The sequence below is a fragment of the Cryobacterium roopkundense genome (genome assembly GCF_014200405.1).
Taxonomy (GTDB): domain Bacteria; phylum Actinomycetota; class Actinomycetes; order Actinomycetales; family Microbacteriaceae; genus Cryobacterium; species Cryobacterium roopkundense.
The window spans coordinates 1194354-1220368 of record NZ_JACHBQ010000001.1 but is presented as its reverse complement, the minus strand read 5'-3'; the positions used below and the strand labels follow the sequence as shown (position 1 = coordinate 1220368).

General features: G+C 61.3%; 20 protein-coding genes and 2 pseudogenes. 11 read left to right on the top strand and 11 right to left on the bottom strand.

The features are described from left to right. Window positions 1–118 precede the first annotated feature (118 nt). Window positions 119–646, bottom strand: coding sequence for a hypothetical protein (locus tag BJ997_RS05710; protein ID WP_244962575.1), 528 nt, complete (start codon window positions 644–646; stop codon window positions 119–121). A gap of 289 nt (window positions 647–935) precedes the next feature. Further along, a pseudogene (locus BJ997_RS21380) lies at window positions 936–1313 on the bottom strand (transposase); the annotation flags it as partial. A gap of 261 nt (window positions 1314–1574) precedes the next feature. On the opposite strand from BJ997_RS21380, the pseudogene BJ997_RS05700 reads away from it, so the two are divergent. Further along, window positions 1575–1700: pseudogene (locus BJ997_RS05700) on the top strand (ATP-binding protein); the annotation flags it as partial. 127 nt (window positions 1701–1827) lie between these two features. Here the strand turns inward: BJ997_RS05700 and BJ997_RS05695 are convergent. The 7 genes from BJ997_RS05695 to BJ997_RS05665 form a co-directional block, all read right to left on the bottom strand. Beyond that, a complete protein-coding gene (locus BJ997_RS05695) occupies window positions 1828–3180 on the bottom strand; it encodes an EAL domain-containing protein (RefSeq protein ID WP_268871364.1) in 1353 nt (450 codons plus the stop codon). A 380-nt stretch (window positions 3181–3560) separates the two neighbouring features. Then, window positions 3561–4274, bottom strand: coding sequence for a GAF and ANTAR domain-containing protein (locus tag BJ997_RS05690; protein ID WP_035836611.1), 714 nt, complete (start codon window positions 4272–4274; stop codon window positions 3561–3563). 424 nt (window positions 4275–4698) lie between these two features. Continuing rightward, window positions 4699–5628 (bottom strand): aldose 1-epimerase family protein, encoded by a 930-nt coding sequence (locus BJ997_RS05685; RefSeq protein WP_035836612.1) that lies wholly within the window; start codon window positions 5626–5628, stop codon window positions 4699–4701. Between the two features lie 48 nt (window positions 5629–5676). Further along, window positions 5677–6663, bottom strand: coding sequence for a glycoside hydrolase family 43 protein (locus BJ997_RS05680; RefSeq protein ID WP_052542236.1), 987 nt, complete (start codon window positions 6661–6663; stop codon window positions 5677–5679). 6 nt (window positions 6664–6669) lie between these two features. Then, the gene (locus BJ997_RS05675; protein ID WP_236628950.1) at window positions 6670–7548 is read right to left on the bottom strand and encodes a carbohydrate ABC transporter permease; all 879 of its coding nucleotides are present in this window, start codon (window positions 7546–7548) and stop codon (window positions 6670–6672) included. Then, window positions 7545–8555, bottom strand: coding sequence for a carbohydrate ABC transporter permease (locus tag BJ997_RS05670; RefSeq protein ID WP_084141203.1), 1011 nt, complete (start codon window positions 8553–8555; stop codon window positions 7545–7547). The genes BJ997_RS05675 and BJ997_RS05670 overlap by 4 nt, the downstream gene beginning before the upstream one ends. A gap of 3 nt (window positions 8556–8558) precedes the next feature. Then, window positions 8559–9866 carry an ABC transporter substrate-binding protein gene (locus BJ997_RS05665; protein ID WP_035836613.1) on the bottom strand — a complete coding sequence of 436 codons (1308 nt, stop codon included), beginning with the start codon at window positions 9864–9866 and terminating at the stop codon, window positions 8559–8561. Between the two features lie 223 nt (window positions 9867–10089). Between BJ997_RS05665 and BJ997_RS05660 the strand changes: the two genes are divergently transcribed. The 6 genes from BJ997_RS05660 to BJ997_RS05635 all read left to right on the top strand — a co-directional run bounded on the left by BJ997_RS05660 (window position 10090) and on the right by BJ997_RS05635 (window position 17644). Further along, window positions 10090–11103 (top strand): LacI family DNA-binding transcriptional regulator, encoded by a 1014-nt coding sequence (locus BJ997_RS05660; protein ID WP_084141204.1) that lies wholly within the window; start codon window positions 10090–10092, stop codon window positions 11101–11103. A gap of 56 nt (window positions 11104–11159) precedes the next feature. Next, window positions 11160–13037, top strand: coding sequence for a glycoside hydrolase family 2 protein (locus BJ997_RS05655; protein ID WP_052542237.1), 1878 nt, complete (start codon window positions 11160–11162; stop codon window positions 13035–13037). Window positions 13038–13679: 642 nt separating this feature from the next. Further along, a complete protein-coding gene (gene istA, locus BJ997_RS05650) occupies window positions 13680–15230 on the top strand; it encodes an IS21 family transposase (protein ID WP_035841013.1) in 1551 nt (516 codons plus the stop codon). After that, a complete protein-coding gene (locus BJ997_RS05645; protein ID WP_183323283.1) occupies window positions 15227–15976 on the top strand; it encodes an ATP-binding protein in 750 nt (249 codons plus the stop codon). The genes istA (BJ997_RS05650) and BJ997_RS05645 overlap by 4 nt, the downstream gene beginning before the upstream one ends. Before the next feature lie 503 nt (window positions 15977–16479). Further along, complete coding sequence (locus tag BJ997_RS05640; protein ID WP_052542831.1) at window positions 16480–17049, top strand: RNA polymerase sigma factor; 570 nt, start codon at window positions 16480–16482, stop codon at window positions 17047–17049. Next, window positions 17036–17644, top strand: a complete 609-nt coding sequence (locus BJ997_RS05635; RefSeq protein ID WP_035840773.1) for a hypothetical protein — start codon at window positions 17036–17038, stop codon at window positions 17642–17644. Before BJ997_RS05640 ends, BJ997_RS05635 begins: the two co-directional genes overlap by 14 nt. Window positions 17645–17942: 298 nt before the next feature. On the opposite strand, the gene BJ997_RS05630 is transcribed toward BJ997_RS05635, so the two are convergent. After that, window positions 17943–18923, bottom strand: a complete 981-nt coding sequence (locus BJ997_RS05630; protein WP_052542829.1) for a diacylglycerol/lipid kinase family protein — start codon at window positions 18921–18923, stop codon at window positions 17943–17945. A 273-nt stretch (window positions 18924–19196) separates the two neighbouring features. On the opposite strand from BJ997_RS05630, the gene BJ997_RS05625 reads away from it, so the two are divergent. The 4 genes from BJ997_RS05625 to BJ997_RS05610 all read left to right on the top strand — a co-directional run bounded on the left by BJ997_RS05625 (window position 19197) and on the right by BJ997_RS05610 (window position 23731). Beyond that, window positions 19197–19742 carry a hypothetical protein gene (locus BJ997_RS05625; RefSeq protein WP_035840779.1) on the top strand — a complete coding sequence of 182 codons (546 nt, stop codon included), beginning with the start codon at window positions 19197–19199 and terminating at the stop codon, window positions 19740–19742. Between the two features lie 179 nt (window positions 19743–19921). Next, complete coding sequence (gene istA, locus BJ997_RS05620; RefSeq protein ID WP_035840902.1) at window positions 19922–21511, top strand: IS21 family transposase; 1590 nt, start codon at window positions 19922–19924, stop codon at window positions 21509–21511. After that, on the top strand, window positions 21511–22278 hold the full coding sequence (locus BJ997_RS05615; protein WP_035840905.1) for an ATP-binding protein: 768 nt from the start codon (window positions 21511–21513) through the stop codon (window positions 22276–22278). The genes istA (BJ997_RS05620) and BJ997_RS05615 overlap by 1 nt, the downstream gene beginning before the upstream one ends. A gap of 526 nt (window positions 22279–22804) precedes the next feature. Continuing rightward, window positions 22805–23731 carry a response regulator gene (locus tag BJ997_RS05610; RefSeq protein WP_035837963.1) on the top strand — a complete coding sequence of 309 codons (927 nt, stop codon included), beginning with the start codon at window positions 22805–22807 and terminating at the stop codon, window positions 23729–23731. Window positions 23732–23852: 121 nt separating this feature from the next. On the opposite strand, the gene glgX is transcribed toward BJ997_RS05610, so the two are convergent. Next, complete coding sequence (gene glgX / locus BJ997_RS05605; RefSeq protein WP_035837965.1) at window positions 23853–25904, bottom strand: glycogen debranching protein GlgX; 2052 nt, start codon at window positions 25902–25904, stop codon at window positions 23853–23855. Between the last annotated feature and the right edge of the window lie 111 nt (window positions 25905–26015).

The following is a 26015-nucleotide window of genomic DNA, read 5'->3' as shown; positions in this document are numbered from 1 at the left end:
CCGGCCGCGCTCGACGATCAGGGCGTCCAAGAATTGGGGCCGTCTCTTGGACGGTGTTTCCGGCCTGACGCGCTGGACGTGGGTCGGGCGGAAGCGGCATCGATGCAGCGAATCGCCGCTACGCGGGTTCGACAAGGTCGACGTCGTCCTCGTCGCTCCAGGACTCAACAAGAGTGATTCGCCCGCGCGAATCGCGAATCGAAAACACGAGCGCAATGATCGCGGTCGCGATTCCGATAACGCCCAGGGGGTTCGCGATACCAATAGCGATATCCAACCCAGGCTGTGTGGCGCCGCTGATGATTGTCTGCAAACCGCGAGGTGTTGAATCTGGAAGCGTGAGTCCCAACAAGATTCCGATAAGGCCTGATGCAATGAGAAACGCGTATGTCATCACGCGAGTTTCGAATCCTAGACGTGCCGTGCGTCGTACTGCGAGCCCTGTGGACACCAGGAGGGCGGCAAAGATCAGACCCAGCGTTGCCGCGTAGATGATGGTGAGGTCGCCACCGAGCCCGAAGAGGTGGCGGCCGAAAGAGATCCACGCGGCCACAGCAATACCAGCAACCACGACCACGCGACCGACGCGCCCTGAGCGCGAGGCACCAGGCGTCGCGGGAACTCGAATTACGCTGTACGTCATCATGCGCTCTCAATCACTCTGCTCGTTACAACCGTAGCCATGGAAGTGCGTGCGCACCTCCACAGATGGACAAGCCCCGCGAACCGCGAAGTAGATGCGACGCTATCCCACAACACGCCCCTTGGGACTGCCGCCGGTTCGATCGACCCATCTAGCCATACTGTTCGCCGGATGCCTGCCGTTAGGAGACGATCTGTCGGCCGGTCTGCAATAGCTTCCACCCCAACGAGCGCGGAGCCCTCATCATTCGCAGTGCCGAGAGGGACGTGTCGTTCGAGAGCCGGTAAACAGATAACGGGTTTGTCGACCAGATCTGTCGCCAGTGACGCCGTGGAAAAGCAGCGAAAGCCAGCAGGTCGGGCTGGGCATCGGTGAGCATCGCCGCGACCTTCGGGTACGATCGGCCGAGCATCATAGCGACCTCACGGAATTGCTTCTCGATGTGCTCACGGTCGGGCCGAGCGAAGATGGTGCGGATGATCGACGCGACCATCTCTTGGGATCCTTTCGGGACCATGGCGAGGACGTTGCGCATGACGTGCACGCGGCATCTCTGCCAGCCGGCGCCTTGAAAGACCGTCCCGATGGCCTTCTTCAGCCCGGTGTGGGCCCACGTGCCGTTGTCGATGGTCAGGGCGCTGAATCCGCGTGCCCCCTGGCTCGCGATGAATCCGTCTACGCACTGCCGCTGGAATACCATCGTCTCAATGACATCGGCCAGCCGCTCGCCTGGGGAGTTGTCGCTCACCACGCGCAGCCGGGCTTTCGGCGTCATTTCGCATACCTCCCGCCCGCCTCGATTCGTGAGGCGTTGCCTCATATTTCGCTCCTCGATCGAGGAGATCGCACCCCGCCGCGCCGACCATGCTTGACTTCTCCCCACAGGGATTGCGGCACTCAGCGGCCTGACGAACGTATGGGAACCTCAGTTCGCTGGGGAACGGTGTTCGGTGACGACAACATGGCCGCTGCTGTCATCGACCGCATCGTGCACCACGGCCGGCTTCTCCAGTTTCGTGTCGGGTCCTACCGCGTCAAGCGCGCCCTCATGAAATAGCCCCCAACCGGCCCGGTCGACCTCGATCGTGGAGCCGGTCGGGCCACCGTAAACACCGTTCCTTCGAGGGTCAGGGCGATGAAAGGATCAGCCGGCCAATCCACCCGAGCTATCGAGGTCAATACAACTAGGCCCGGTCGCGCTGGTCGCTGGCTTGGTCGCGCTGGTCGCTGGCTTGGTCGCGCTGGTCGCTGGCTTGGTCGCGCTGGTCGCTGGCTTGGTCGCGCTGGTCGCTGGCCTGATTTCGCTGGTCGCCGGCCCGGTCGCGCTGGTTCCTGGTCTCGTCGCGCTGGTTCTTGGTCTGGTCGCGCTGGTTCTTGGTCTGGTCGCGCTGGTTCTTGGTCTGGTCGCGCTGGTTCTTGGTCTGGTCGCGGCGCTGGTCGCCGGTCTGGTCGCGGCGCTGGTCGCCGGTCTGGTCGCGCTGGTCGCCGGTCTGGTCGCGCTGGTCGCCAGTCTCGTCGCGCTGGTCGCTGGCTTGGTCGCGCTGGTCGCTGGCCTGGTCGCGCTGGTCGCTGGCCTGGTCGCTGGCCTGGTCGCGCTCGTCGCGCTGGTCGCTGGCCTGGTCACCGGTCTGGTCACGCTGGTCGCCGATCTGGTCACGCTGGTCAGCGATCTGGTCACGCTGGTCAGCGACCTGGTCACGCCGGTCAGCGACCTGGTCACGCCGGTCAGCGGTCTGATCACGGTGCTCGTTCTCCTGGGGGAAGGTCAGCGCTAGGGCGGCCAGCTTCGCTTCGCACTCCGCAATGAGCTCAGGCAACTCCTCTGCGGGCACGGCCCTGCCGAACAGCCAGCCCTGCCCGAAACCGCAACGGAGGGAGCGCAGTGCAACGTACTGCTCCTGGGTCTCGATGCCTTCGGCTATGCAGGAGCCGCCGACCGCTTTGGCTAGCCCGATGACGCTCGCGACGATTGCGTCGTCTTCGGCATTGACACCCATCCCCGCCGTGAACGAGCGGTCGATCTTCAGTGAGCGGATCAGATAGCGCTTGAGATAGACCAATGAGTTGTACCCGGTCCCGAAGTCGTCAATGGACAGCGAGACGCCCATCTCGGTAATACGATTTAGCACCGCAGCCGCAGCCTCGGCGTCTTCCATCACCGCCGACTCCGTGACCTCGAACACCAGGCGATGGGGGTCGAGACCGGTCTCTCGCAGGACCCGCGCGACGGTTGGGACCAGGTCGAGGTGGGCGACCTGACGGGTGGACAAGTTGACCGCCATATCAAGACTGAGACCCTCGGCCCGCCAACGCACCGCTTGCGTAGCCGCCTGGTCCAAGACCCACGTGCCTAGCGCGACGATCAAGCCGCTGGCCTCGGCGACGGGAATGAACTGGTCGGGTCCGATCAAGCCATCGCTCGGGTGCATCCAGCGGACCAGGGCCTCGACGCCGACGACCGCCCCCAGGGTCAGGTCCACGACAGGCTGGTAATGCAGGACGAGCTCGTTGTTGTACATAGCCGTACGCAAGGACATCTCGGTGCGCATCATCGGGACCGCCGGCTCGTCTCTCGGAACCTCACGGGTTCCCATGTCTTTGCAGCAAACCGAACGGCTCACTACCTCCGATCATAGCCGGACACTCTTGGTCGATCCCGGTTGATTCAGCTAGGTAAATGGTGGGCAACCCGCCATTGATTTGCCCGGTGACGATGAATTACGCCACCGGCGGGACGTGACCAAACCCGCCCGTTAGTTCGGTTTTGCGCCGGGCGAGACCGAGTCTAGTTTTCCGTACCGATCCTCATCGGCCCCTGGCGCCGGCAGCAGGCCCGGCGTGACAGGGAGCCACCACACGGGGCCGTTCGCGACTCTGTGACTGCCTTCTTTTCATGGCCGTGTGGACGGTGCGGTCGCTAGACCAGACTGCGGTTGGTGATGATCTGTGCAGCGCTCATGTGCAGCGTCTGCTCCTGTGCATGAGAGTAGGCGCGAAGAATCCTGAAAGCTTCATCCAAATCGACGTTGTGACGCTGGGCGATGATGCCCTCGGCCTCCTCAATCAAGGCACGACTACCCACGGCCCGCTCCAACTGTTCCTTCATCGCGGCATCTTCTCGTACGGTTCGCTCGTAGAGAATGCTGACAGTCGCCATGTCGGCCAGAGCCTGACCTATCCTCGCGTCTTCCACAGTCAACGAGCCCGTGTCATTTCGAAAGAGATTCAGCGCCCCGATGGTGTCGGGACGAACCCGCATCGGAATGGCATGAACAGACTGGAACCCCTGAGACAACGCCGCCGCTCGAAAGGCAGGGTATCTGTCGCCCTCCGCCTTGATATCACTCAACGTGATGACCCTGCCGTAGCGATACGCATCAACGCACGGACCAGCCCCGGCTCGGTGCTGCAACAACTCCACGTGCTGGCTCGCCTCACTCGTGGAAGCCAAAACCTGCAGGTCCCCGAATTTGTCCGCCAACACGATCCCTGCCGCGGTGACATCAAGCAACGCAACGCAATGATCGACAAGGGTTCGCAGCACATCAAACGTGTCGTACTTCGACACCAAACGATCAGCAATTTCTACGAAAGCCGTGCTCAACAGCACATCATGTTTCTTGCTTTTCATGGCAACATGATAAATCTGAACTCGCATTCACACCACCCAAATGGGACAAACCTGCGAATATTTGGCCGCTGGACAGCGCGCCGCCGCAACGCACCTGCCGTCAATGAGGGCCAACCCTGTCACCTCGGCCTGAGCTGAGGCAGCCTCGAAGCTATGTATCTCGACCGTACGCAGTTGGGCCAGGCGGCGGCGTCCTTCCCGAACCAGACTGAAGTGCGGCATTGTCGGGCCCGGCACATGCGCCTGCGCCGAAGATTCTCGTCCGGAATTTCGCAGCTCAGTTTTAGAGGCGGTGGTTAACGTCGTCCTGATGTGGCAGCGAAGGGCTTGACCTGCGTGCCCAGAATCAACGTGGAGGGATGGAATCAAGACAGAATGATCCGTCCGATCCATGTCTCTTCAAATCTGCAGCCGCCTTGCACGCTTAGTCAATTGCTCGGATGGTCCAGGAGGCGCGCGCGGAGTCTGCTGGCTCAAGGACGTTCACGTTGACCCCTGAGTTGAAGGCATCCGGCGGGCAGGTCATTGGTTCGACGGCTAGTCCAATCCTGTCCGTCGAAGGTTCGAGTTGGTCAGCCGTATGCACCTGCACCCACGGGCATTCGCCACCCCAGCTCAGTTCCACTCCACTGCCTGCGTTCGTCGTCAATCGAACTGTGGATTTTCCTTCTTCGTCACGATCGAGACCCGTGAAGGCGTGGTCGATGAAGGTGTCACCGATAGTTCGCGGAGCGCGAAAGTCAAAGGCAGCAAGACCTCCAGCACCGACGTCACGAAGGTGAAGCGGAATGAGACGGTCAGGAGTCACGGTCAGAATTCGCCTGGCGGGGATTTCAAGCGTCCAGTCGTTGACGCGACCCTCGCCGGCGACAAGGTAGGGGTGTGGTGCGACGCCAAAAGGGGCATCATTGCCACCGGTATTGACTGCGGTCACCACCGTTCGAAGGCCCCCGGCGTCAAGTGCAAACTCAACTTCCAACGTAACTCGGTGGGGGTAGCCAGGCTGCGCCTCGACGGTAGCCTCCAGAGCGAGCCGATCGGACGCCTGCCTGACTAAGGCGAAATTCAACCACGACACGAGACCATGGAGAGCGTGTCCCCTCGACGGCTCAGTGATGCTGAGCTGTTGCTCGACGCCTCCGAATGTATACCTTCCACCCACGACTCGGTTCGGCCACGGCGCGAGAATAGCGCCGCGGAAAAAGGGACGCACCTGGTTTGCGTCGAACGGCACGATGAGGTTCCGTCCGTGATATTGAAGCGATCGTACGCTCGCTCCAATGCTCGCGATCGAGGCGGTGTAGCCGTAACCCTCGAGAACGAATTGGGTTCCCGACAGCGGAGCGAGAGACATAGAGACACCATTCACTGGACGAACATGGGATTTCGGGCGAAGACTGAGCTACTCGGGGATCACCACCCGAGGAATGTTGGCGTTCCATTCGACTTCCGCCACGTGCAGTCCGCGGTACGTATAGTCCTGGTCCCACCCGTGGAAAACGAGATAATCCTTGCCTCTGAGGCCTTGGACGAGGTCTTGGCCACCGGGGCCGCGATACAGATTTCCCGAACCCTCTGTCGAGAGGATCGGACCCTTTTCCTTCGTCCACGGCCCGTCGACTGATGCTGCCGTTGCAGCACCGACCGCATAGCTGTCGTCTCTATAGGAATTCGCGGAGCAAAGCAGCACGAGTCCTGAACCTCGAGCAATGATGGTCGGAGCCTCGACAAGGCTGCCCTCCCACTGCTCCGTTTGCTTCAAGATTCTGAGGGGGTCGCTCGTCATGCTGAGCCCGTCTGGAGACAGCGCGGCCGTCTGAATCCAGGTGTCGAGATCGCAACAGTTTCCGTCGTTTTTCCAGACGAGGTGCAAGACGCCGTCGATGACCACTGTGCTCGCATCGATCGCGCCGCCTTCGTCTTCGGGACAAACGATCATGGCGTCGCCCTGAACGGTGAACGGTCCGGCCGGGTCGCTGGCCGTGGCGACGCCGATGCACTGCAGCGTTGGCGCAAAATTCGTCGCCGTGAAGTACATGACGAAAGAATCATCGGTGAGTCTCGTTACCTCAGGTGCCCAGGTCTTGCCCGGAATAACCCAGCTCGGGAGATTCGGCAACGCGTCAGGCAATACCTCCCAGTCGAGAAGATCGCTGGAGGAGGCGACCTGCACATTGCGGTTGTTGTCGTTGGTCGCGTAAGCGAAGTACGTGCCGTCTACTTCCACCACGTCGGGGTCGGGGAAGTTCGCGTTGAGCACCGGGGCGCCGATTACGGCAGGCACCGGGGGTGCCGGCTGCTTCGCAGCCGCCGTGCAGCCGCTGACCAAGAAGGCAACGATGAGGGCTACAGGTATCCACGCTATCGCTGCGCGGCGAGCGGAATTCATCGGAATCTATCCCTTCACACCGGAGCGAGAAACGCCCTCGATGATGAAGCGTTGGAGAAAAATGAACAGTGCCAGCACGGGCACGCTAGCGACGACCGCGCCGGCCATCAGGAGGTCGTACCGCACCGCATTTGCGGATTGAAGTGTCGACAGGCCGGCTGGCAGTGTCTGCACCTCCGGGCTGAACAAAACGTAGACAGGCCAGAGGAAGTCATTCCAATTGCCGAGGAAAGCGAGCAGCGCGAGTGTTGCAAGAGCTGGCTTCGCGAGCGGCAGAACCACTTGCATGAAGATAACGAATCGGTTCGCCCCATCGAGCCGGGCGGCCTCCTCCAACTCGATCGGCAGTCCCACGAAGAACTGTCGCATGAAGAACACTCCGAAGGCGGATGCCGCCGGTGGAATGATGATCGCGACGAGCGAGTTGAGCCACCCCAGTTCGCTCACGATGAGGTAGTTGGGGATGACCAGGATGACCGGCGGCACCAGTAGCGTCGCGACGATGATGACGAAGACGAAGTTCTTGCCGCGAAACTGCATTCGCGCCAGTGGATACGCCGCCAGTGACGCCGTGATGACGACAAGCGTGGCATTGAGGGCAGCGGCGATCATGCTGTTCGCGAACCACTGCAGCACCGGAGTCGAGGTCCCGGGAGCGAGGATAGCCGCGAAAGCTTGCAGAGAAATCGGATTGGGAATCCACGATGGTGGAATAGCCGTCGCGTCCGCCCGGGTCTTGAGGCTGGTCACGATCATGAAGATGATCGGGCTGATGAACGCGATCGCGATCGCGCCGAGCACGACGACTCGAGCAATTGTGACACTCCGCCGGCGTGCGCGGCGTGCACGGGATCTGGCAGTGATCATGGTCGTGAAATTGCTCACGAGCGCACCCCCCTACGTTTCTTGGGCTGTTTCTCGCGAAACAGGTAGAAGACAAAAGCACTGATCGCCATGAGGAAGATGGTCAGTACGTAACTCATAGCCGCGGCGCTGCCCATTTGAAAGTTGCGCAAACCCGTGTCAGCGATCTGATAAATGGCCGTGCGCGTTTCACGTCCGGGGCCGCCCTGAGTCATGAGATAGGACTGGCCAAACATGTTGGCGGACGCAAGCAGAGTGATGATCGTGATGAACGAGAGGATGGGCTTGAGCCCGGGAATCGTCACGTGCAGGAACTGCATCCACGGTCCGGCTCCATCAACACGTGCCGCTTCATAGAGTTCGATCGGGATGTCCTGAAGACCGGCGAGGTAGATGACGGCGTTGAATCCGAGGGTCCACCAAACGGTCACTCCCACGAGCGCGACCCATACGGCGGGCGTCGTGGTTGTCCACGCCGTGTCGTCGGGAAGCCCGAGAAGTCCCAGATAGTGGTTGACGAGCCCGATGTTGTTGTCGAGCAGGTATCGCCAGAGCACCGAGATGACAGCGACGCCGAGTACGTAGGGGGCGAAGTAGATGGCTCGGAGAAAGTCCCGTCCCGGAAACTTCTTGCTCATGAGTAGAGCGACAGCAAGGGGGACAATCAGGAGCAGTGGCACACTGAGTGCCGTGAAGATTCCGGTGGCCCGCATGGATCCCCAGAACGGGCCAAAAACCGTCGATCCGGGCGAGAACAAGGCGATGTAGTTGTCGAGGCCGACGAAGGGTTTGTTTGGAAGTGTGTAGTCCCAGGAATGAAGACTGATCCACACGCCTAGAACTGCCGGGAGGATGACGAAGCTGCCAAAAAGCAGCAGGTAGGGGGCAAGAAATAGCCAGGGTGTTGCTATTCCTTCCTGCCGAGTGCCTGCTCGCACTCCACGATTCTTCTGCGACTCCTGGTCGAGAGCCGAGGGGCGGCGCGCCCTCCCCGCGGGGAGGACGCGCTCACCAACCTTCGTCGACATCCGTCATTCTCCGAACGAAGCTTTGTTGTCGTCCATGAGTTTCGTCGCTGTGCTGGCGGCTTTCTTGAGCGCCTCACTCGACGACGTCGCTCCCTGAACCCCGTCGGCCACTGCGATTTCGAGGGTCTCGGCCTGTACCCCACCAATGCCGGGGATGGGCGGCAAGAAGCGCATCGAGTCGATTGTCTCCGCGATTGCCTTTTGCGGCAGGCCCACGAGGGCACCCGCATCGCGCACAGATTGACGAGCCGGGATCATGCCCGATCCTGCCCACTCGGCAGACTGCTCACTCATCCAAGCGATGAATACCTTAGACGCGTTGACTTTGTTCTGGTCGGCGTTGGCCTGGCGAGGAAGGAAGAAGTTATGGGAGTTGGCCCATACTGCATCCGTGTCGCCGATCGTGGGGACCGGGGCGACGGCATACGGAAGACCAGACTCCGCGAGATCGTTGATCTGCCAAATGCCGTCCCAGGTGATCGAGGTCTCACCGTTCTTGAAGGCAACGTACTGAGAGTCAATGGCGACGTCACTCGGGCTGTAACCGTCCTCCACGATGGAACGCTGCCATTCAAGGGCTTCGACCCCGGCTGCTGAATCAAACGTGGCTCCGTCGGCACCATATGGTTCACCACCGTTCTGCCACAGAAGGGAGAGGTTCATGAGGTGACTAGGCCATCTCGTCGGCATCCAGAATGGAGTTTCATAGCCAGCTGCTTTGAGCTTGCCGAGCGCATCTTGAAAAGAAGCCGCATCGGTCGGGGCTTCTGTGATCCCAGCGGCGGTGAAATGTTCGGTGTTGTAGTACATAGCCAGGGAATGCACATCAAGGGGAATGCCGTATCGGGCGTCTTTATAGACGCCGGCATCCCAGACTTCTTCGGTGAAGTCTGCCCCCGTCAGACCCAGGTCCTCGGCGAGATCGTCGATCGGTACGATGACGTTCCGCGCGGCATTCGACGCGAGCTGGTCCAGGTGCATCACGCCGACGTCGGGCCCCTCACCGGCGGTCACCGCTGCGGGCAGACGCTGGTAGAAGTCGGTCCACTGCATCGTATTCGAGACAACCTTGATGTTGTCATGATCCGCATTGAACTCGGAAACCATCTTCTCCATGAACGGACCGTCCCCGCCGGTGAAGCCATTCCAGTAGGACAGCTCCACTTCGGGACCCGTGTATTCACCAGTGAAGGGCTCGCTCGCCGCCTGCCCGGCTCCGCCCGCAGAGCATCCGGCAAGTACCAGCATCAGTGCGGCACCAAGAGCGGTGACCCCAATTGCTCGCCGCCCCGAGAAATCTTTCTGGTTCATGATCGTTCGTCCTCCTCATTGAAAACAACGCTCCGAGACTCATGCGCGAAGCAGGCCACCCATCCCCGACCCTTTCGGAGTGGTCGTGAGCACCTTCCGCAAATGTACAGCGCTGGAAAGATGTTTGTCCACTCCTCGAGAATCCGCGACCAATGTCTCTAACAGGGCCTGACCGCAACCACCTTAGGATGGACAGGACCAAACTGGATGGGACAGGACAGACATGGCAAGGGTTCGACTGATTGATGTCGCGGAGCTCGCGGGCGTGTCCATGAAGACCGTCTCGAACGTGGTTCACAATTACCCCCACGTGGCCCCAGCACTTCGCAAAAGGGTGCAAACAGCCATCGACCAGCTCGGCTATCGCCCGAATCTGACGGCGCGGCGTCTAGCTACCGGAAGAACCGGAATGATAGCCCTGGCAATCCCCGAAATCGACCACCCGTACTTTTCGGAACTTTCCCGTCACATTGCCGAAGAGGCCACTCGACGGGGATACCGAGTCCTGATCGAACAAACTTTGAGTGATCCCGTCGCGGAGCGGTCGGTACTCAGTGATCGGGAGGCGGGACTAGTCGATGGCGTTATCTTTCACCCCGTGCGCATGGACTCCCTTGACATTGCGAAGCTCGATTCCGGCACTCCGCTGGTCTTGCTTGGTGAGGCGGCTATGCCTGTGATGACAGATCACGTGATGATCAACAACGTTTCGGCTGCTCTCGACGCCACGAGGCATCTCCTAGCGAGAGGATGTCGACGCATCGCTTTTCTCGGAGTCGTCGCGGCAGACATCACGGGCTCGACGAATCAGCGTCTTCTCGGCTACCAACAGGGACTTCTAGAGGCGGGGGTTCAACTCGATCCTGGATTGGTTTTCACGGCGTCGGAGTTCACGGCTGAAGCGGGCCTTCGTTCGGTCGTCGAGGCGACTGAGCGTGGGGCACTTTTTGACGGCGTGGTCTGTCGCGACGACCGGTTTGCGATTGGAGCGTTGAAAGCCCTCCACGATTCCGGGCGATCGGTACCCGGAGATGTGGCCGTGGTTGGCTGGGACAACACCTTTTTGGGTGCATACACGTCCCCGACGCTTAGCTCGGTGGCGCCGGACAAGGCTGCTATTGCCGCGGCTGCCTTCAGCCTCCTCGAGGAAAGAATCGCGGGGTATCGGGGCGTTGGCCGCCACATGATCGTGGGGCATTCACTCGAGGTGAGGGAGAGCGCTCCCATCGCTCCTTGAGGGCTCAGATATCACTCAGACTTTACAGCGCTGTAATTTATGGGCATGATTGCGGTATGTCCCGATCTCTCCCGATTTCTGCCAGCACTCAGGGTGGCGTTTATCCCCGCCCCCAACTCGTTCGCCCGGATTGGCACGATCTCGCCGGCGAGTGGGCATTCGAACACGACGATCACGACCTCGGCAGAAGCGAGAAGTGGTTCGAGAACGCTGAGCACTTTGGCCGGGTCATCACGGTTCCATTCCCGCCGGAATCCGAGATGTCCGGAATTGCAGATCCAGGCTTCCACCCCGTCGTCTGGTATTCCCGCCTCATCACACCCGATGACGTGGCCGCGAGTGGTCGGTCCCGCGCACGTGACCGGGTGATCCTCCATTTTGGGGCGGTCGATTACCGCGCATCCGTGTGGATCGATGGACAGTTCATCGGGTCACACGAGGGCGGCCAAACGCCGTTCTCTTTTGACGTCACCGAAGCTCTCCTGGCCCAAAAGACCTGCGTGCTCGTGGTTCGTGCCGAGGACGATCCCCACGACGTCACTCAGCCACGAGGCAAGCAGGATTGGCTGGAAGATCCGCACGTCATCTGGTATCACCGCACCACCGGGATTTGGCAGCCGGTCTGGCTCGAGTCCGTGCCAGATCAGCACATCGAGGCACTGACCTGGACTCCGAACGTACCAGCCGGGAGCGTAGCGATCGAGGTAGAGCTGATCCGACGACCGGCGGCGAGCGTAACCGTTCAGGTGGAGCTCTCCGTTGCAGGCGAAATTCTCGCCCGACAGTCGTTCCTGACCCGGGAACCGCGATCACAAGCAACCATCCAGATTGCTGGACAGGCGAACGGCCAGTCCTATGAAACCCTCCTGTGGTCCCCGGAAAACCCGCAACTGATTGACGCGCACGTCTCGATAATTGCTGAGGATGGGACCATTCTCGACGAGTCCTTCTCCTATTTCGGGCTTCGTAGCGTCGGCGTCGCGGGCGGTAGGTTCTTGCTGAATGACCGGCCGTACTTCGTACGTTCAGTGTTGGAGCAGGGCTACTGGCCACAGTCGCACCTCGCTGCGCCTTCGGCGGAAGCTCTCCGAGCCGAGGTAGAACTGATCAAGGCCCTCGGTTTCAACGCCGCGCGTATCCATGAAAAGGTCGAGGACCCTCGATTCCTCTACTGGGCGGACCGGCTCGGCTTGCTCATTTGGGGAGAAATGGGCAGCACCTACGAGTTCTCTTCGGAGGCAGTGTCGCGAGTAACCCGCGAATGGACCGAAGTCGTGCGCCGCGACCGATCGCATCCGTCAATCGTCACTTGGGTCCCCCTCAACGAAAGTTGGGGTGTCCAACAGATCGCACACGACGACGCGCAGTTGAGCTTCGCCCAGTCGCTGTATCACTTGACTCGAGCGCTCGACCCGACCCGTCCCGTTATTTCCAATGACGGCTGGGAACACGCCGTTTCTGACATCCTTACGATCCACGACTATGCCAGCACTGCCGAAAAGCTCGACGCGCACTACCGAGACATCGACGCCGTCCGTGCCCTTGTTTCGGGCATGGGGCCTGCAGGCCGTCGCCTGCAGCTCGTCCCCCGCGAGATCGACGGCCAGTCGATCATGGTCACTGAATTCGGCGGGGTCAGCTTCGCACTAGATGATGTCGATGATTCCTGGGGCTACACAACAGCAACGAGCCCTGAGGACTTTAGGCGTCGCGTGTCTGGCCTCGTGGGCAGTCTTCGGGACAACTCAATTCTCTCCGGTTTTTGTTACACCCAGCTGACGGACACGATGCAGGAAACCAACGGGCTGACCGACGCGAACCGTAAGCCAAAACTGCCGATCGCCGTCATCCGCGACATTGTGTCCGGAGAGCACACACCCCTCACCGTACCGACGGCGGACACTGCGTTCAGTCTGCACTCGGCCACCGAGTGAGGATGACCACACCTCCGCACTCGGTCCCAGCAACCACACGTTAGGAACCGACAACCGGAGCGAATCTGTCCCAGCTCAGCGAAGGATCGCGACTCGACTGGATTGGATGTAAACGAGACGATTGAGCGCCGGCTTCATGCACCGGCCGGTTTCCGTTCTAGCCGGTCTGGACCGCGCCGAGCCCCCGTGCTGTTCTCAAATGCGGGTCATGCTCGGAGATGGCGATTTCGTTGGTGATATGGATCGACTCCGCCATTCCTGCGTCCGGTCGCGCGCATCTAGTACGCCCCGCGTGGTCCGGTGGAGCCTTTACGGTGTCCGTGGGCGAGAGGAACGACATGCTCGCTACAGATTCCCGCCGCTTGTGTTTGCTCAGCTTGCTTCTGGTTATTTTCCAACCATGCAAGCGACACGCTTTCTGACCGCAGAAAAGCCCCGGCGAAAAAAGTATCTTTCACCCGGGCTTTTCACTTTTGTGGCCCTTTGAATATTGGCTTCGATGGACACCACCTATGGTGCGGTTGAGCCCCACTGTTCAGATGCGTGACTTGCATCGTTCAGCCCCACTACCGGCGTGGTTGAGCCCCACCTGAAAAGCTCCTTCCACCAGGTGAGCGCCACCTGGTGGAAGGAGTACCGGTAATGGTACGGAAGATCAAAGCGAAGCAGATCCTGCAGCTTCGTAATCAGGGCTTGTCGCGACGGGCGATCGAGTCCGCCCAGGGCATGTCCCGGCACAGCATTCGAGCGGTGCTCGATGCTGCAGAGCGGCTCGGGCTCGGCTGGGATGACGTCGCCGAGTTGTCGGAGGCCGCGGTGTATTCGACGTTGTTCCCCGGCCGCGGCGTCCACGAGTCTGTCTTCGCGCAGCCGGACTGGGGCCGGGTGCATACCGAACTCGCGCGGGTGGGAGTGACGTTGAAGCTGTTGCACCAGGAGTATGTCGACCAGGCAGCGATGGCGCAGGCGACGATGAGTTACGACCGGTTCTGCCGGCTCTATGCCGAGCACGCCGCAGTCTCGGGGGCGACATCCCGGGTCGGCCACAAAGCCGGCCGCAGCATCGAGGTCGACTGGTCCGGGCCGACGATGCAACTGCTCGACCCGACGACGGGCGAGATGTCGAAGGTGTATTTATTCGTCGCGTGCCTGCCGTTCAGCCGCTATGCGTTTGTTGAAGCGACCCTGGATATGCGGCAGGAGGCGTGGTTGCGTGCGCACACGGCGATGTTCGCCTTCTTCGGCGGCAGCGTCCCGCGCCTGGTGCCGGACAACTTGAAGACCGGAGTCATCTCCCACCCCAAGGAGGGCGAAGTCGTTCTCAACGATGCCTACCGGGAAATGGCGGCGCACTACTCGGCGGCGGTGCTGCCCGGGAGGGTTCGGCACCCGCGCGACAAAAGTAGCACTGAGAACACGGTGGCCCATGTCGCGACCTGGGTCATCGCCGGTTTGAGGAAGGAGACGTTCACCTCGCTGGCGCAGTTGCGCCGGCGAATCCGGGAACAGATGGAGGCCTACAACCGGGAGCCTTTCCAGAAACGTGTCGGGTCCCGCCTCAGCGTGTTCACCACCGAGGAGAAGCCGTTGTTGCAGGCGCTGCCGGCGGCACCGTTTGAAATCAGCACGTGGTCCTATAAACGCAAGGTCAACGCCAACGCCCACGTGGTCTGGGCCAAGAATTTCTACTCCGTTCCCTTCAGCCACATCGGCGCCCTGGTGGACCTTCGCCTCACCGAGACGGTGTTAGAGGTTTATCGGCGCGATGAGCGTCTGGCCAGCCATTTGCTGCTGCCAGCAACGACCAGCAACCAGTATCGGACCAACGATGCGGACTTGCCCGAGGGGCGCAGCTTCCAGGCCTGGGACCGACCTCGGATCGAGGAATGGGCCGCGCGGATCGGGCCGGCAACACTCACCGTGACGGCCAAGATCTTCGAGACCGTCTTCATCGACGAGGCCGGCTTCGACGCCGCACTGGCCGTGCTGAAACTCTCGCGCCGTTTCCCGTCGGCCCGGGTCGAGGCCGCCTGCGCACTCGCGCTGCGGGGCCCGGTCCGCTCTCCGCGTTATGCGCATTTGCGACCGATCCTCGATACCGGGCAAGACAAAACCGGACAGGCCCCTGAACCGGAACCGGACCATGGCGGTTACGTTCGTGGCAGCGCTTATTACGCCGGAGGGAACCGTTGAGCGCTCTGGACGGTGAGACCAAACGCAAGCTCCGCGAGATGAACGCCGGCGAGCTCCTGCAGGCCATCGACCTGCAGGACGAGATTCTCTCGATCAGCCTGACCTTCGAGGAACGGGTCCGGCTCGTTGTTGACGACGCCTACTCGACGTTCATGCATTCCAAGGTTGACGGGCTGATCCGGCGGGCGGGACTTCGTTATCCGAACGCGGATCTGCGCCGCATCGACCTCCTTGACGAGCGCGGCCTCAACCGGCAGGTGCTGACCCAGCTCGGGACCTGCTCGTTCGTCACCCGGCAACAGAACGTCGTCTTCCAAGGCTTCACCGGGTCGGGAAAGTCGTATCTAGGATGCGCTCTCGCCAAACGTGCTTGCGAGCATCGCATCCGCGCCCATTACGTCCGAATGCCCGACCTCGAGGAAGCTTGGGTCGCCGCCCAGGATACAACCGGTGGGGCGGGAAAGTTCCTGCGGAAGTATGCCGCCTTCACGCTCTTGGTCATCGATGAGTGGCTGCTGGATAAGCCGACGGAATCGATGCGGACGATGCTGCTGGAGCTGATGGAGCGCCGTTACGGCGAGACGTCGACGGTGTTCTGCACCCAGTATCAGCAGAAGGACTGGCACCAACGCCTCGGCGCCGGCGTTCACGCCGACGCCATCATGGATCGCATCATCCACAACACGACCTGGGTCGACACTGGCACCTACAACATGAGAGAACAAGCCGCCCTCGCGACCGCGTAATCGGTGACGGGGAGCACCAGTGGGGCTGAGCCACACCACCCCTGGTGCTCTTCCGCACGACTGGTGGGGCTCAACGGCACGATCGGGTGGGGCTCAACGGCTCGAATACTCACCTTCGCGAAACCAAGTCAGGCTTGGGTCGAGAGGGAACCAGGGAATGATTTTCCTCCGCAACGCGCGCGAATTTCCTCCCGTTCGCTGAATTCAGCACTCACTTCTTCGCGGGGATTCGGATGACCGCAGCGCGTCGCGCAGCCCTGCGCGCTCGCATGAACCACCAGCAATCACCTCCCTATGCACGGATGTCAGTGAGGGGTGGCAACAAAGTCACGATGAGGCGGCCGTCGACACCGCAGCCAGCATCCAAACCACGCCCTTCTGCAAGGCCCACGTAGAGAGACATAGACGTGGCCCAGGCCGGAAACCAACAAGGTGAAACGGTGCGGGAGCAACCTCGCCTGAAATCCTCGCGCCCGTGCCGGACATGCCTCAGTATGAGAGTTGTGACCGACACCGAGCGCGAGAAGCGTATGCGTGACCTTGTCGTGCTCGTCGGCGACCCTGTGCGCCGTTATCTGCGCCGCCGCACCGACGCCGCGACGGCCGACGACGTGATCGGCGACACCCTGCTCGTGTGCTGGCGCCGCCTCGACGAGGTGCCCGATGACGCTCTCCCGTGGGCGATCGTCGTCGCGCGACAGTGCCTCAGCAACGTCCAACGCGCCCAGCGTCGCCGCACGCGCCTCATCGGCCGCATCATCGCCCTTGACCCGCCGCCGGCCACTGCGGACGAGAACCCCGCAGCATCCACCGTCGATGCAGGCACCGCCGTGGCGGCCCGCGTGACCGCAGCCCTCACCCACCTGCGTCGAAACGACGCCGAGATCCTCCGGCTGTGGGCGTGGGACGAGTTGACGAGCCCGCAGCTTGCCGTTGTGCTCGGCATCAGCGCGAACGCAGCGGCCATCCGCCTACACCGAGCGAAGGCGCGCCTCAAGCAGGAGCTACTGAAATCCGGCCACCCGACCGGACATATAACTCACAACGAAGGGAGCGACGATGCACGACGATGACCATGCGCTGCGCGATGAGCTGCGCGCCGCCGATCCGGCCCGCGCGTTGCCCCCTGCCTCGCCCACATGGATCGACCACAGAATGGAGCAGATCATGACCGACCAGTCCGTCACCACCCCGGCTGTCACCCCCGAGGAGCCACGACGCGCGTTCCGGCGGTGGATGCCCGTGGCCGGCGTCGCCGCGGGCCTCGCCATCGCCGCTGCAATCGTCGCGCCCCTCGTTCTCGGTGGTCCGAAACCCACTGTCGAGTCGCTGCAGCCGTCCATGGGCGGAGGCCTGGCGAGTGGCAGCTGCCTCGTGCTCGAGCCGGCTACCGTCGCGGCGCAGGATCAGGCGTTCGCAGCGACGGTGCTGCAGATACAGGGGAACACCGTTGTGCTGGAGGTCACGGAGCGCTTTGTCGGCGAGGTCGCCGACCGCGTGGAGGTGGCGCAGGTCGACGAGACGGCCTCGGACTTCTCGGGCGTGCCCTTCCAAGTCGGCCAGAGCTACCTCGTCGGCGCAATCAATGGAACGATCACGGGATGCGGCGTGACCGGGGCCGACAGTGCCGAGCTGCGAGCTGTCTACGACGCAGCGTTCCCCGGCTGATCCAGGTCCGCGAGAGCGGTCGGAAAGAGTGCGTGGAATCGTCCAGGCAGGGACCAGCACTCCCCCAGAAAGTCATCAAGACAGTCGGTGGCGGCTGTATTCAGAAATCCGACAACCGATGGAAAAGTCCCGGTAATAGACATATTCAGTAGATTTGATCCTGCGACACGGCGACTAAAGTCAAGTCTTTGAGTGACTTGTGACTCGCGGAGACGCCAACACAGAAATTGCTCTGACCAGCATAAACAAAAATCTGCTCAGAGATGCCTACGACCCAAGGGGCAATGCCGCCATGGCGTTATTCGCTGGTTCTGGGGATGCGCATGCGGAGCTTGCTGGGCTCGATCCAGGCTTTGAACGCGACGGCTTTGCCGAATGCGTCACCGTCGAGTTCGATCTCTTCGGGCCGGGAGAAGCGTGCGGTGAATTCCGCTCCGGTTTCGTAGTGGAGGTCGGTATCGTTTTGATGTTCTCCGGCGAGGGCTTTGCCTGCTTTGGTTCGGCGGACGATGCCGTTGGTCCAGGCCACTTTCACCCACACGCGAATCCACCCGAGTGCGCCCCCTGGCCGAGTCATCATCACGTCGAAGAGTCCGTCATCAAGGACTGCCTCCGGCATCAGCAAGATATTGGCGGGCAGCGACCCGCAGTTGCCGAGGATCAGGGTGTGCACGGTGGCTCGCTTGGCGAGGCCGTTATCGAGGCAGAACTGTACATGCAGTTCGTCAGGGTCGCGTAACGACGCAACGATCGCTCTGACATAAGCCAACCATCCGGCCTTCTTCTTCAAATCTTCGTCGGTGTTAGTGATCATTTTTGCATCGAGACCGGCACCGGCCATGACGACGAACGCATGCTCTTCCCGAGTCTTGTCCTCCCGCTCGAGACGAATCATGCCCAAGTCGATGGTGCGGTCTTCCCCCGTGAACGCGGAACGAACGCTATCGGGCAGGTCGTTCAGCGTCATTTTCAGGTTGCGGGCAAGAAGGTTGCCCGTACCTGAAGGCAGAAGGGCGACGGCCACGTCATGGCCCCGGACAGCTTCCACAACAGCACGAACGGTTCCGTCACCACCAGCAACGATGACCAGATCCACGCCGTGGGCAAGCGCTTGGCCGGTCACATTTTGACCAACATCGTCGACGGATGTCTCAAACCAGACGCTCTCCGCCCACCCGGCGGCAGCCGATTCCTTATTCACGGCTTCCCGAAGCACGTCAATATCGACCTTCACAGGATTATAGATGACCGCTGCAGTCCGCAGTTTGGCTTCACTCACGGCGTCAGTGTAGGCCCATATCGGCGTATCCGCAGGGTGCACGGCCTGCGGCGGTACAAACCACAGTGAAGCGAAAAAAACGCGTTCAAGCGTTCATGCCGAGTGCGCCTCGATAACGAAAAGATAACCGCTCGGTGCCGCAGAGCCGGTTGCCTATCGCCGCCACGCTGCGAGCCGCCGCGATTCTTATGGGATATCCGTGACGTTTGTGGATGAAAACACGTCCTATTTTTAAGCACTCGACCCGGAATGGACAAGTTAAGGAGCACGTACATGTCATCTCGAAATACTCTCGTACGCAGTCTGCACGACATCGGATTGGCCGCATGGTTTGGCGGCTCTCTCATGGGGGCTGTGGGGCTTAACGGCGCTGCCGCTGCTGCGAATAATCCTCGCGAACGAGTGGCCTTGGCTTCGGTGGGGTGGAAGAGGTGGGCTCCAGTGCAGCTGGCGGCGTTGGCTGCGCACGGTATTGGCGGCGCCGGGCTGATCGCGGCAAACAAGGCCCGACTCGCCGGACAACCAGGCGCCCGCGCTAATACCGGGGTGAAATTAGTCCTGACCCTCGTCTCCATTGGGTCGTCCATGTACTCGGGAATCCTCGGCACTCGGATGGCCGAGCACACGAACGAAAGAAGCGCGGGCGTGACCGAACCGTCGTCGGATACCTCTGCGGAATTGGCATCTGCTCAGACGCAACAGCGAGTGCTGCAATGGATTACCCCAGCCGTCACTTTTGTTCTGGTGATCTTGGCCGCCCAGCAGGGCGAGCAGCAGCGACCCCGTGCCGGCTGGCTCAAAAGCCTCACCAACCACTAACAACGCAGACAGAACGGTTTCTCCCTAGATCGTTTGTGGCGAGTAGCGCTTGTAGGTAGCGGTAGTCCAGCGACTCGGTAGCAGGATTCCGGGAACACGGTAGCGCTGGCGCTAATGAACTGCTGGGCTGTGGAAGGACAACGCGCAAGGCGTTGTCGTTCCATTGTTAAGGGCGGGTCATGGCGGATTATCGGAAAATATTGGGGTTGTTGCTCGAGGGGCGGAGCTACCGCGAAGTCGTAGAGATCGCTGGGTGCTCGCATCGCGACGTCGCCCGGGTCCGGCAAGAGGTCCAGGAACGAGGTGTCACCTCGGCGGTCGCGGTCAGCGACGCCGAGCTGACGGAATGGTTCCCCGACGGGCGCCGGAAAGTGTCGGCGGAGTATGACCAGCCCGACTTGTCTCGGGTTCTGGCATCAATGAAGGCGAACCGGCACTTCACGTTGCTGCTGGCGTGGCGTCGGTACGTCGACGCCAAGGACGCCGGGAAAAAGTACGGGTACTCGCAGTTCTGCGCCCTGTTCACCGGCTACCTCCGCACCCACGATCTCGTCGCGGTGCTGCGCCATGAGCCGGGTCGGGCGATGCTGGTCGACTGGGCCGGCGACACGATGGACATCGTTGACACGATCACCGGCGAGGTGGTCCGAGCGATCTTGTTCGTCGCGGTGTTGCCGTTTTCAGGGCTTCTGTTCTGCCGAGCTTACGCGGATATGAAGTCCCCGGCGTGGCTCGATGCGCACGTTCGAGCGTTCGCATTCTTCGGCGGCGTGACGCAGATCGTCGTGCCGGACAACCCGACGACCTCCACTCACCAGACACATAAGGGCGATGCGGAGCGGGTCGTCAACGCGAGGTATCAGCAGCTCGCGGATCACTACCAGACCGCGATTGTCCCGGCCCGAGTGAAGAAACCCCGCGATAAGGCGGCTGCGGAGAACGCGGTGAACGTGGTCAACAAACGAGTCATCGGCTACCTCGAGGACGACGTCTTCACGACGCTGAGCGAGTTGAATACGGCGATCGAAGAGCGCGTGCGTGAGATCAACCATGACATCCGCCGCGCCGACGACACGACCAGGTGGGAACGCTTCGACATGGAGGAGCGCGAGTTGCTCGGCCCTTTGCCCGATGCCGGGTTCGAGGATGTGCAGTGGAAGGAGCTGAAGGCGGCCCGGAATTACCACGTCACCGCGGACACGCAACGGTATTCCGTGCCCTTCGGGTTGGCGGGCAAGCTGCTGCGGGTTCGGCTGACGTCGTCCCTGGTGACGGTCTTCGACGGGCACGAGAGCATCTGCGAACATCCTCGGCTGACGGGGAGGAAAGGCCAGTACTCGACTCTTCCGGACCACGTCCCGCCGCAGCACCGCGATATCGACGGGTTGTGGTCAAGGCGGTGGTTCATCGACCGGGCGCGCAGCGTTGGGCCGGCCACCGTCACGGTGATCGAGCACATCCTCGACAGCCAGGTGATCGAGGCGCAGGGCTACCTGGCCTGCCAGAACATCCTCGACGGGCTCGGTAAGAACAACCGGGAACGGCTGGAGGCGGCCTGCCAGGCACTCGTGAACCGAGGCACCCATCCGACGTATTCGACGCTGAAACGGTTGATGGCGGCGATCGATAGTGACGCGAAGAAGCCCCGGCCGGTGACCCCGGCAGCCTCGACAGGCAAACGCAGCAACACGGTCGTGTTCCGCGACACCATCTCGGACGTTTACGTCCGCGATGCCTCCCACTACGCAGGCGACGAGGAGGGGAAGTGATGTTCACCAGCATCGATTACGACAAGTTCCGGGCCCTGCGCGTGACCCACGTCGCGACGCGCCTGGAGGAACTCATCCAAGACGAAGGCAACGACACCCTCACCCCCGAGCAGCTGTTCCTGACCGCGGTCGACGACGCGTTGGAGTCCCGTCGTATCAACAAGGTCGACAAGCTCATCCGCCAAGCTGCTTTCCCGATCCCGGGGGCCACGGTCGCGGAGGTCGACTACCGCGACGGGCGCGGGATCACCCCAGTCAGAATGCGACGCTATGCCGCCCATGACTGGCGCTCCGATGCGACGAACCTCCTCATTATTTCGCCCACCGGAGGCGGGAAGACCTACCTCGCCTGCGCGCTGGCCATCGGCGCCTGCCAGAGTGAGCACTCCGTTCTCTACTTCCGGATGGACGACCTCGCCCGAAGGCTTGTCATCGCCCGCGGCGACGGAATCGCCCATCAGAAGCTGTTGAACGAGCTCTCCAACATCGACCTGCTCATCATCGACGACTTCCTCACAGTCGGCATCGACAGCGACGCCGCCAGCGACTTGTTCGCGATCCTCGCGAACAGGGAACACCGACTACCCACGATGATCGCCTCGCAGACCGGGCCAAAGCACTGGGTCGCCGAGCTGCCCGACCGGGTCGCCGCGGACTCGATCGTGAACCGCCTCGCCAACAACGCCCGGATCATCAACCTCGGCCAGATTGACATGCGCCGGCACCGCAACGACCAAGCCCGCGCCCACGAGACCTACTGGGAGTGACCGAAGCGGCCCGGGCGCAAAACCCGGGCCGCTACCGGCTCTTCAGAACTGCGCTACCAGGTGCCTGGACTACCGCTACCATCAAGCGCCACTCGCCACGTGTGATCCAACATGAAGGAATGCAATGAAAGATAGCATCCGAAATACACCGGATGTGGGCAAGACAGGTAGGAGTTCAGACGGTTCGGACGACCAAATGTCGTGGTTGTCTCGGTCTGCCGCGCCCTGCCCAGTCGAAAATCTAGAAATCCGCAGACTGTCCGAGTATGAGTGGCGGGTGGGCGATAACCGGTGCCCCGAACGGTCGCCCGAGAAAGTGCTGGGATACATCGGGCAGTGTGGCTCGTCCTATGGAAGTGCTCAGTGTGCGAGCGCCCCCGGCATGTCATCTGCGATCAATTCGAGTCTGCGGGCGCATCGTTTGCCAGGTGATTTATGTGGTGGCTGGTTTGGCATCACCATTTTGAAAGGCGCTGGACATAGGACCCGCCTTAAGGGCACGAATTGCACTTCACCGCAGGAGGGGATGGACTCGGAGAAGCCGCCCCTGGCCAACGCGGACGAGGCTGCAGACGGGACAACAGCCACGAACTCGTCCGCGGACACGGACAGGGACACGGACACGGACACGGACACGGACACGGACATCGTGCAACACCTGCCGGTAGGTAAGGAAGATTCTGAGCGGCACGTAGCCCTCGTGGTTGAAGACGATGCCAAAGGCGCCAAAGTGCTCAGAATTTTACTCGAGGCGGAGGGTTTCCGGGTTCTTGTCGCCACCAATGGCGAGCAAGGCCTAGAAATCGCATCAATGCAACACCTCAGCCTCATCACCCTCGATATTCGACTGCCCAGGATGGATGGCTGGGGCTTTCTTATCCGACTGCGCGAGTACGTCGATCTCGCCCCCGTACCGATTGTCATCGTAGCCGGGGAAGCCGACATCAGCCGCGCTCTGACGCACGGTGCGGCGGCCGTGCTGGAGAAACCGATCAGCCGGGCAGCCCTGCAACAATCCCTCGACGCTCTAGAGCTCAGCCCCAATGCCAGCCGCACCCACCGGGTGCTCGTCGCCGACGACGATCCGGAGACGATCGATATTGTAACCCGCTTTCTCAACCCGCCAGAATATGTCATTGAACGCGCTCTGACCAAAGAAAGTGTCATCGAAATGGCCGGGCGGCTGGACCCGGATCTCATCCTTCTCAACCTCACGATGGGCAGTTCCAGCGGCTACCAGGTCGTGTTGGCCCTGCAGCACAACGAAACAACTAGGCATATTCCTATCCTCGTCGTGACGGGCAAACAGGTCACCCATCAAGAAGCAGCCGCGGTGGACAGCGACCCGTCCCAGCCGGTCAGCGTGATTGGAGCTGAGAATTTCAACCGGCACGCGTTCATCTACGAAGTCAGACGCGCATTATCATCAGGCATCACCCGATCGAGAAAGTGACACCGTTGCCACAGTTTCATCATCGAAGCCACTACGGTCACTCGAAGCAGATCCATTTGCTGGTCGGTCGAGCCGGCCCACCGACGATGCGACGACTTTGAACGAGCTGGATACGAACGAGTCACTCTGAGGCCCGGGAGCGGAGAAGAGTGAACGAACCGTCCCGTACGATCAGCGTGCTCACCGCCCCCTCCACTTCTTGGTCGGGGTCGCTGGATATGGCGAGTTCCCATTCCTGATTCGGCGCTGCTGGGACGCTGAATTCGACGACGTTCGATGCCGCATTCATCAGGAGTGCGAAAGCGTCGGCACAGGTGGTGTGTACCAGCACAAACGTGATCGCGTGTGCGCCGACATCATCCCAATCAGAGGCAGTGAAGTTTTCGGCGTCGGTCCGGAGGACTTTCACTGTGTCGTCGTCGCCGCCGCAGGGTGCCTGCCGGAACCAGGCGGGTCTCAGGGCCGGATTTTCTCGACGCAGCTCGAGAAGCGTCCGGGTGAAGTCGAGCAGACTCTGATCCGTGTGCTCCCAGTCGAACCACGAGATCTCGTTGTCCTGGCAGTAGGCATTGTTGTTGCCACTCTGGCTGCGACCAAGTTCGTCGCCGCCAAGGATCATGGGTACGCCCGCCGAGAGCAAAAGCGTCCCCATCAAGTTTCGGCGCATCCGGTCGCGCCGCTCGGTCGCCGCAGGATCATCGGTAGGCCCTTCAACACCGTTGTTCATTGACTGGTTGTCGCTCTCGCCGTCGGCATTGTCTTCGCCGTTGGCGTCGTTGTGCTTCTCGTCGTACATCGTCAGGTCGGCGAGTGTGAAGCCGTCGTGTGCGGTGACGAAATTCACGCTGCTCAGCGGTGACCGCCGGTCCGCTTCGTAGACGTCAGGGCTGCCGAGCACCCGCTGGGAGACGGTGCCCAGCAGCGCAGATTTTCCATGCCAGAAACCGCGCACATCGTCACGAAACTTGCCGTTCCACTCGGACCAGTCCGCCGGAAAGCCGCCGACTTGGTAGCCTGCTGTGTCCCACGGTTCGGCGATCATCTTCACGGGTGCCAGCACGGGATCTTGTTGGATCAGTGTCAGAAAGGCGCTGTGGAGTTCTGCGTCACCGCCCTGCCGCGTCAGGGTGGTCGCCAGATCGAAACGGAACCCGTCCACATGCATGTCGGTTACCCAGTAGCGCAGCGAGTCCATGATGAGCCCCAGCGCCGCCGGGTGGCTGACGTTGACGCTGTTACCGGTGCCGGTGGTGTCAAAATAGCTGCTGCGGTCATCAGAAACCAGCCGATAGTAGGCCTCATTGTCGATGCCTTTGAACGACAGGGTTGGGCCCATGTGGTTGCCCTCAGCGGTGTGGTTGTAAACCACGTCGAGAATTACCTCAAGTCCGGCCGTGTGCAGGGCTTTCACCATTTCCTTGAACTCCGCGACTTGGGCTCCCGTGGAGTGGCCCGCCGCGTAAGCGCCGTGCGGGGCGAAGAAGCCGATGGTGTTGTAGCCCCAGTAGTTGTGGAGCCCCTTCTCCTCGAGGTGACTATCTTGCACGAATTGTTGCACTGGGAGCAGTACGACCGCGGTGACGCCGAGGTCGGTCAAATGTTTAATGGCTGCTGGGCTCGCTAACCCGGCATAGGTGCCGCGCAGCTCTTCGGGCACGTCCGGGTGGGTTTGAGTGAATCCCTTGACGTGCACCTCGTAGATTACCGAGCTGCTCAGAGGGGTGAGCGGGGCGGTGTCTCCGGCCCAATCAAACGCAGGGTCGGGGATCACGCAGTACGGAGTGAAGGCGGCCGAGTCGGACGGGTCGAGGTCAGATGGGTTGTTTTGACTATGCCCGAAGACCTCCTGACCCCAGGTGTAAGTGCCCGGCATGGCCCGCGTGTGCGGGTCGAGCAGCAGCTTCTTGCCATTGTGCCGCAGACCGTTTCCGGGATCCCACGGTTCGTACACACGTAAGCCGTAGAGCGTGCCGACGCCAGCGCCAGGCACAATTCCGTGAAAAACATGTCCGGTACGTTCGCTGAGCCGAGTGCACGTTTCGGTGCCCGATTCGTCAAATGAGCAGAATTCGACCATGTCGGCGGTCTCGGAATAGACCGCCATGTCGATACCGCCGTCCATGAGGGTGGCGCCCAACGGATAGGGCAGGGAGCGGTGCGCAATGGATTGCATGGTGACTCTCAATCTAGATTCTCTAGTGTGCGGACAGCAGGCTGAGCAGCTTCCGAGCAGGACCTCATTGGAAAATGGAAACCGTAGCGTTCCAGCAGACTTTCAGATCGC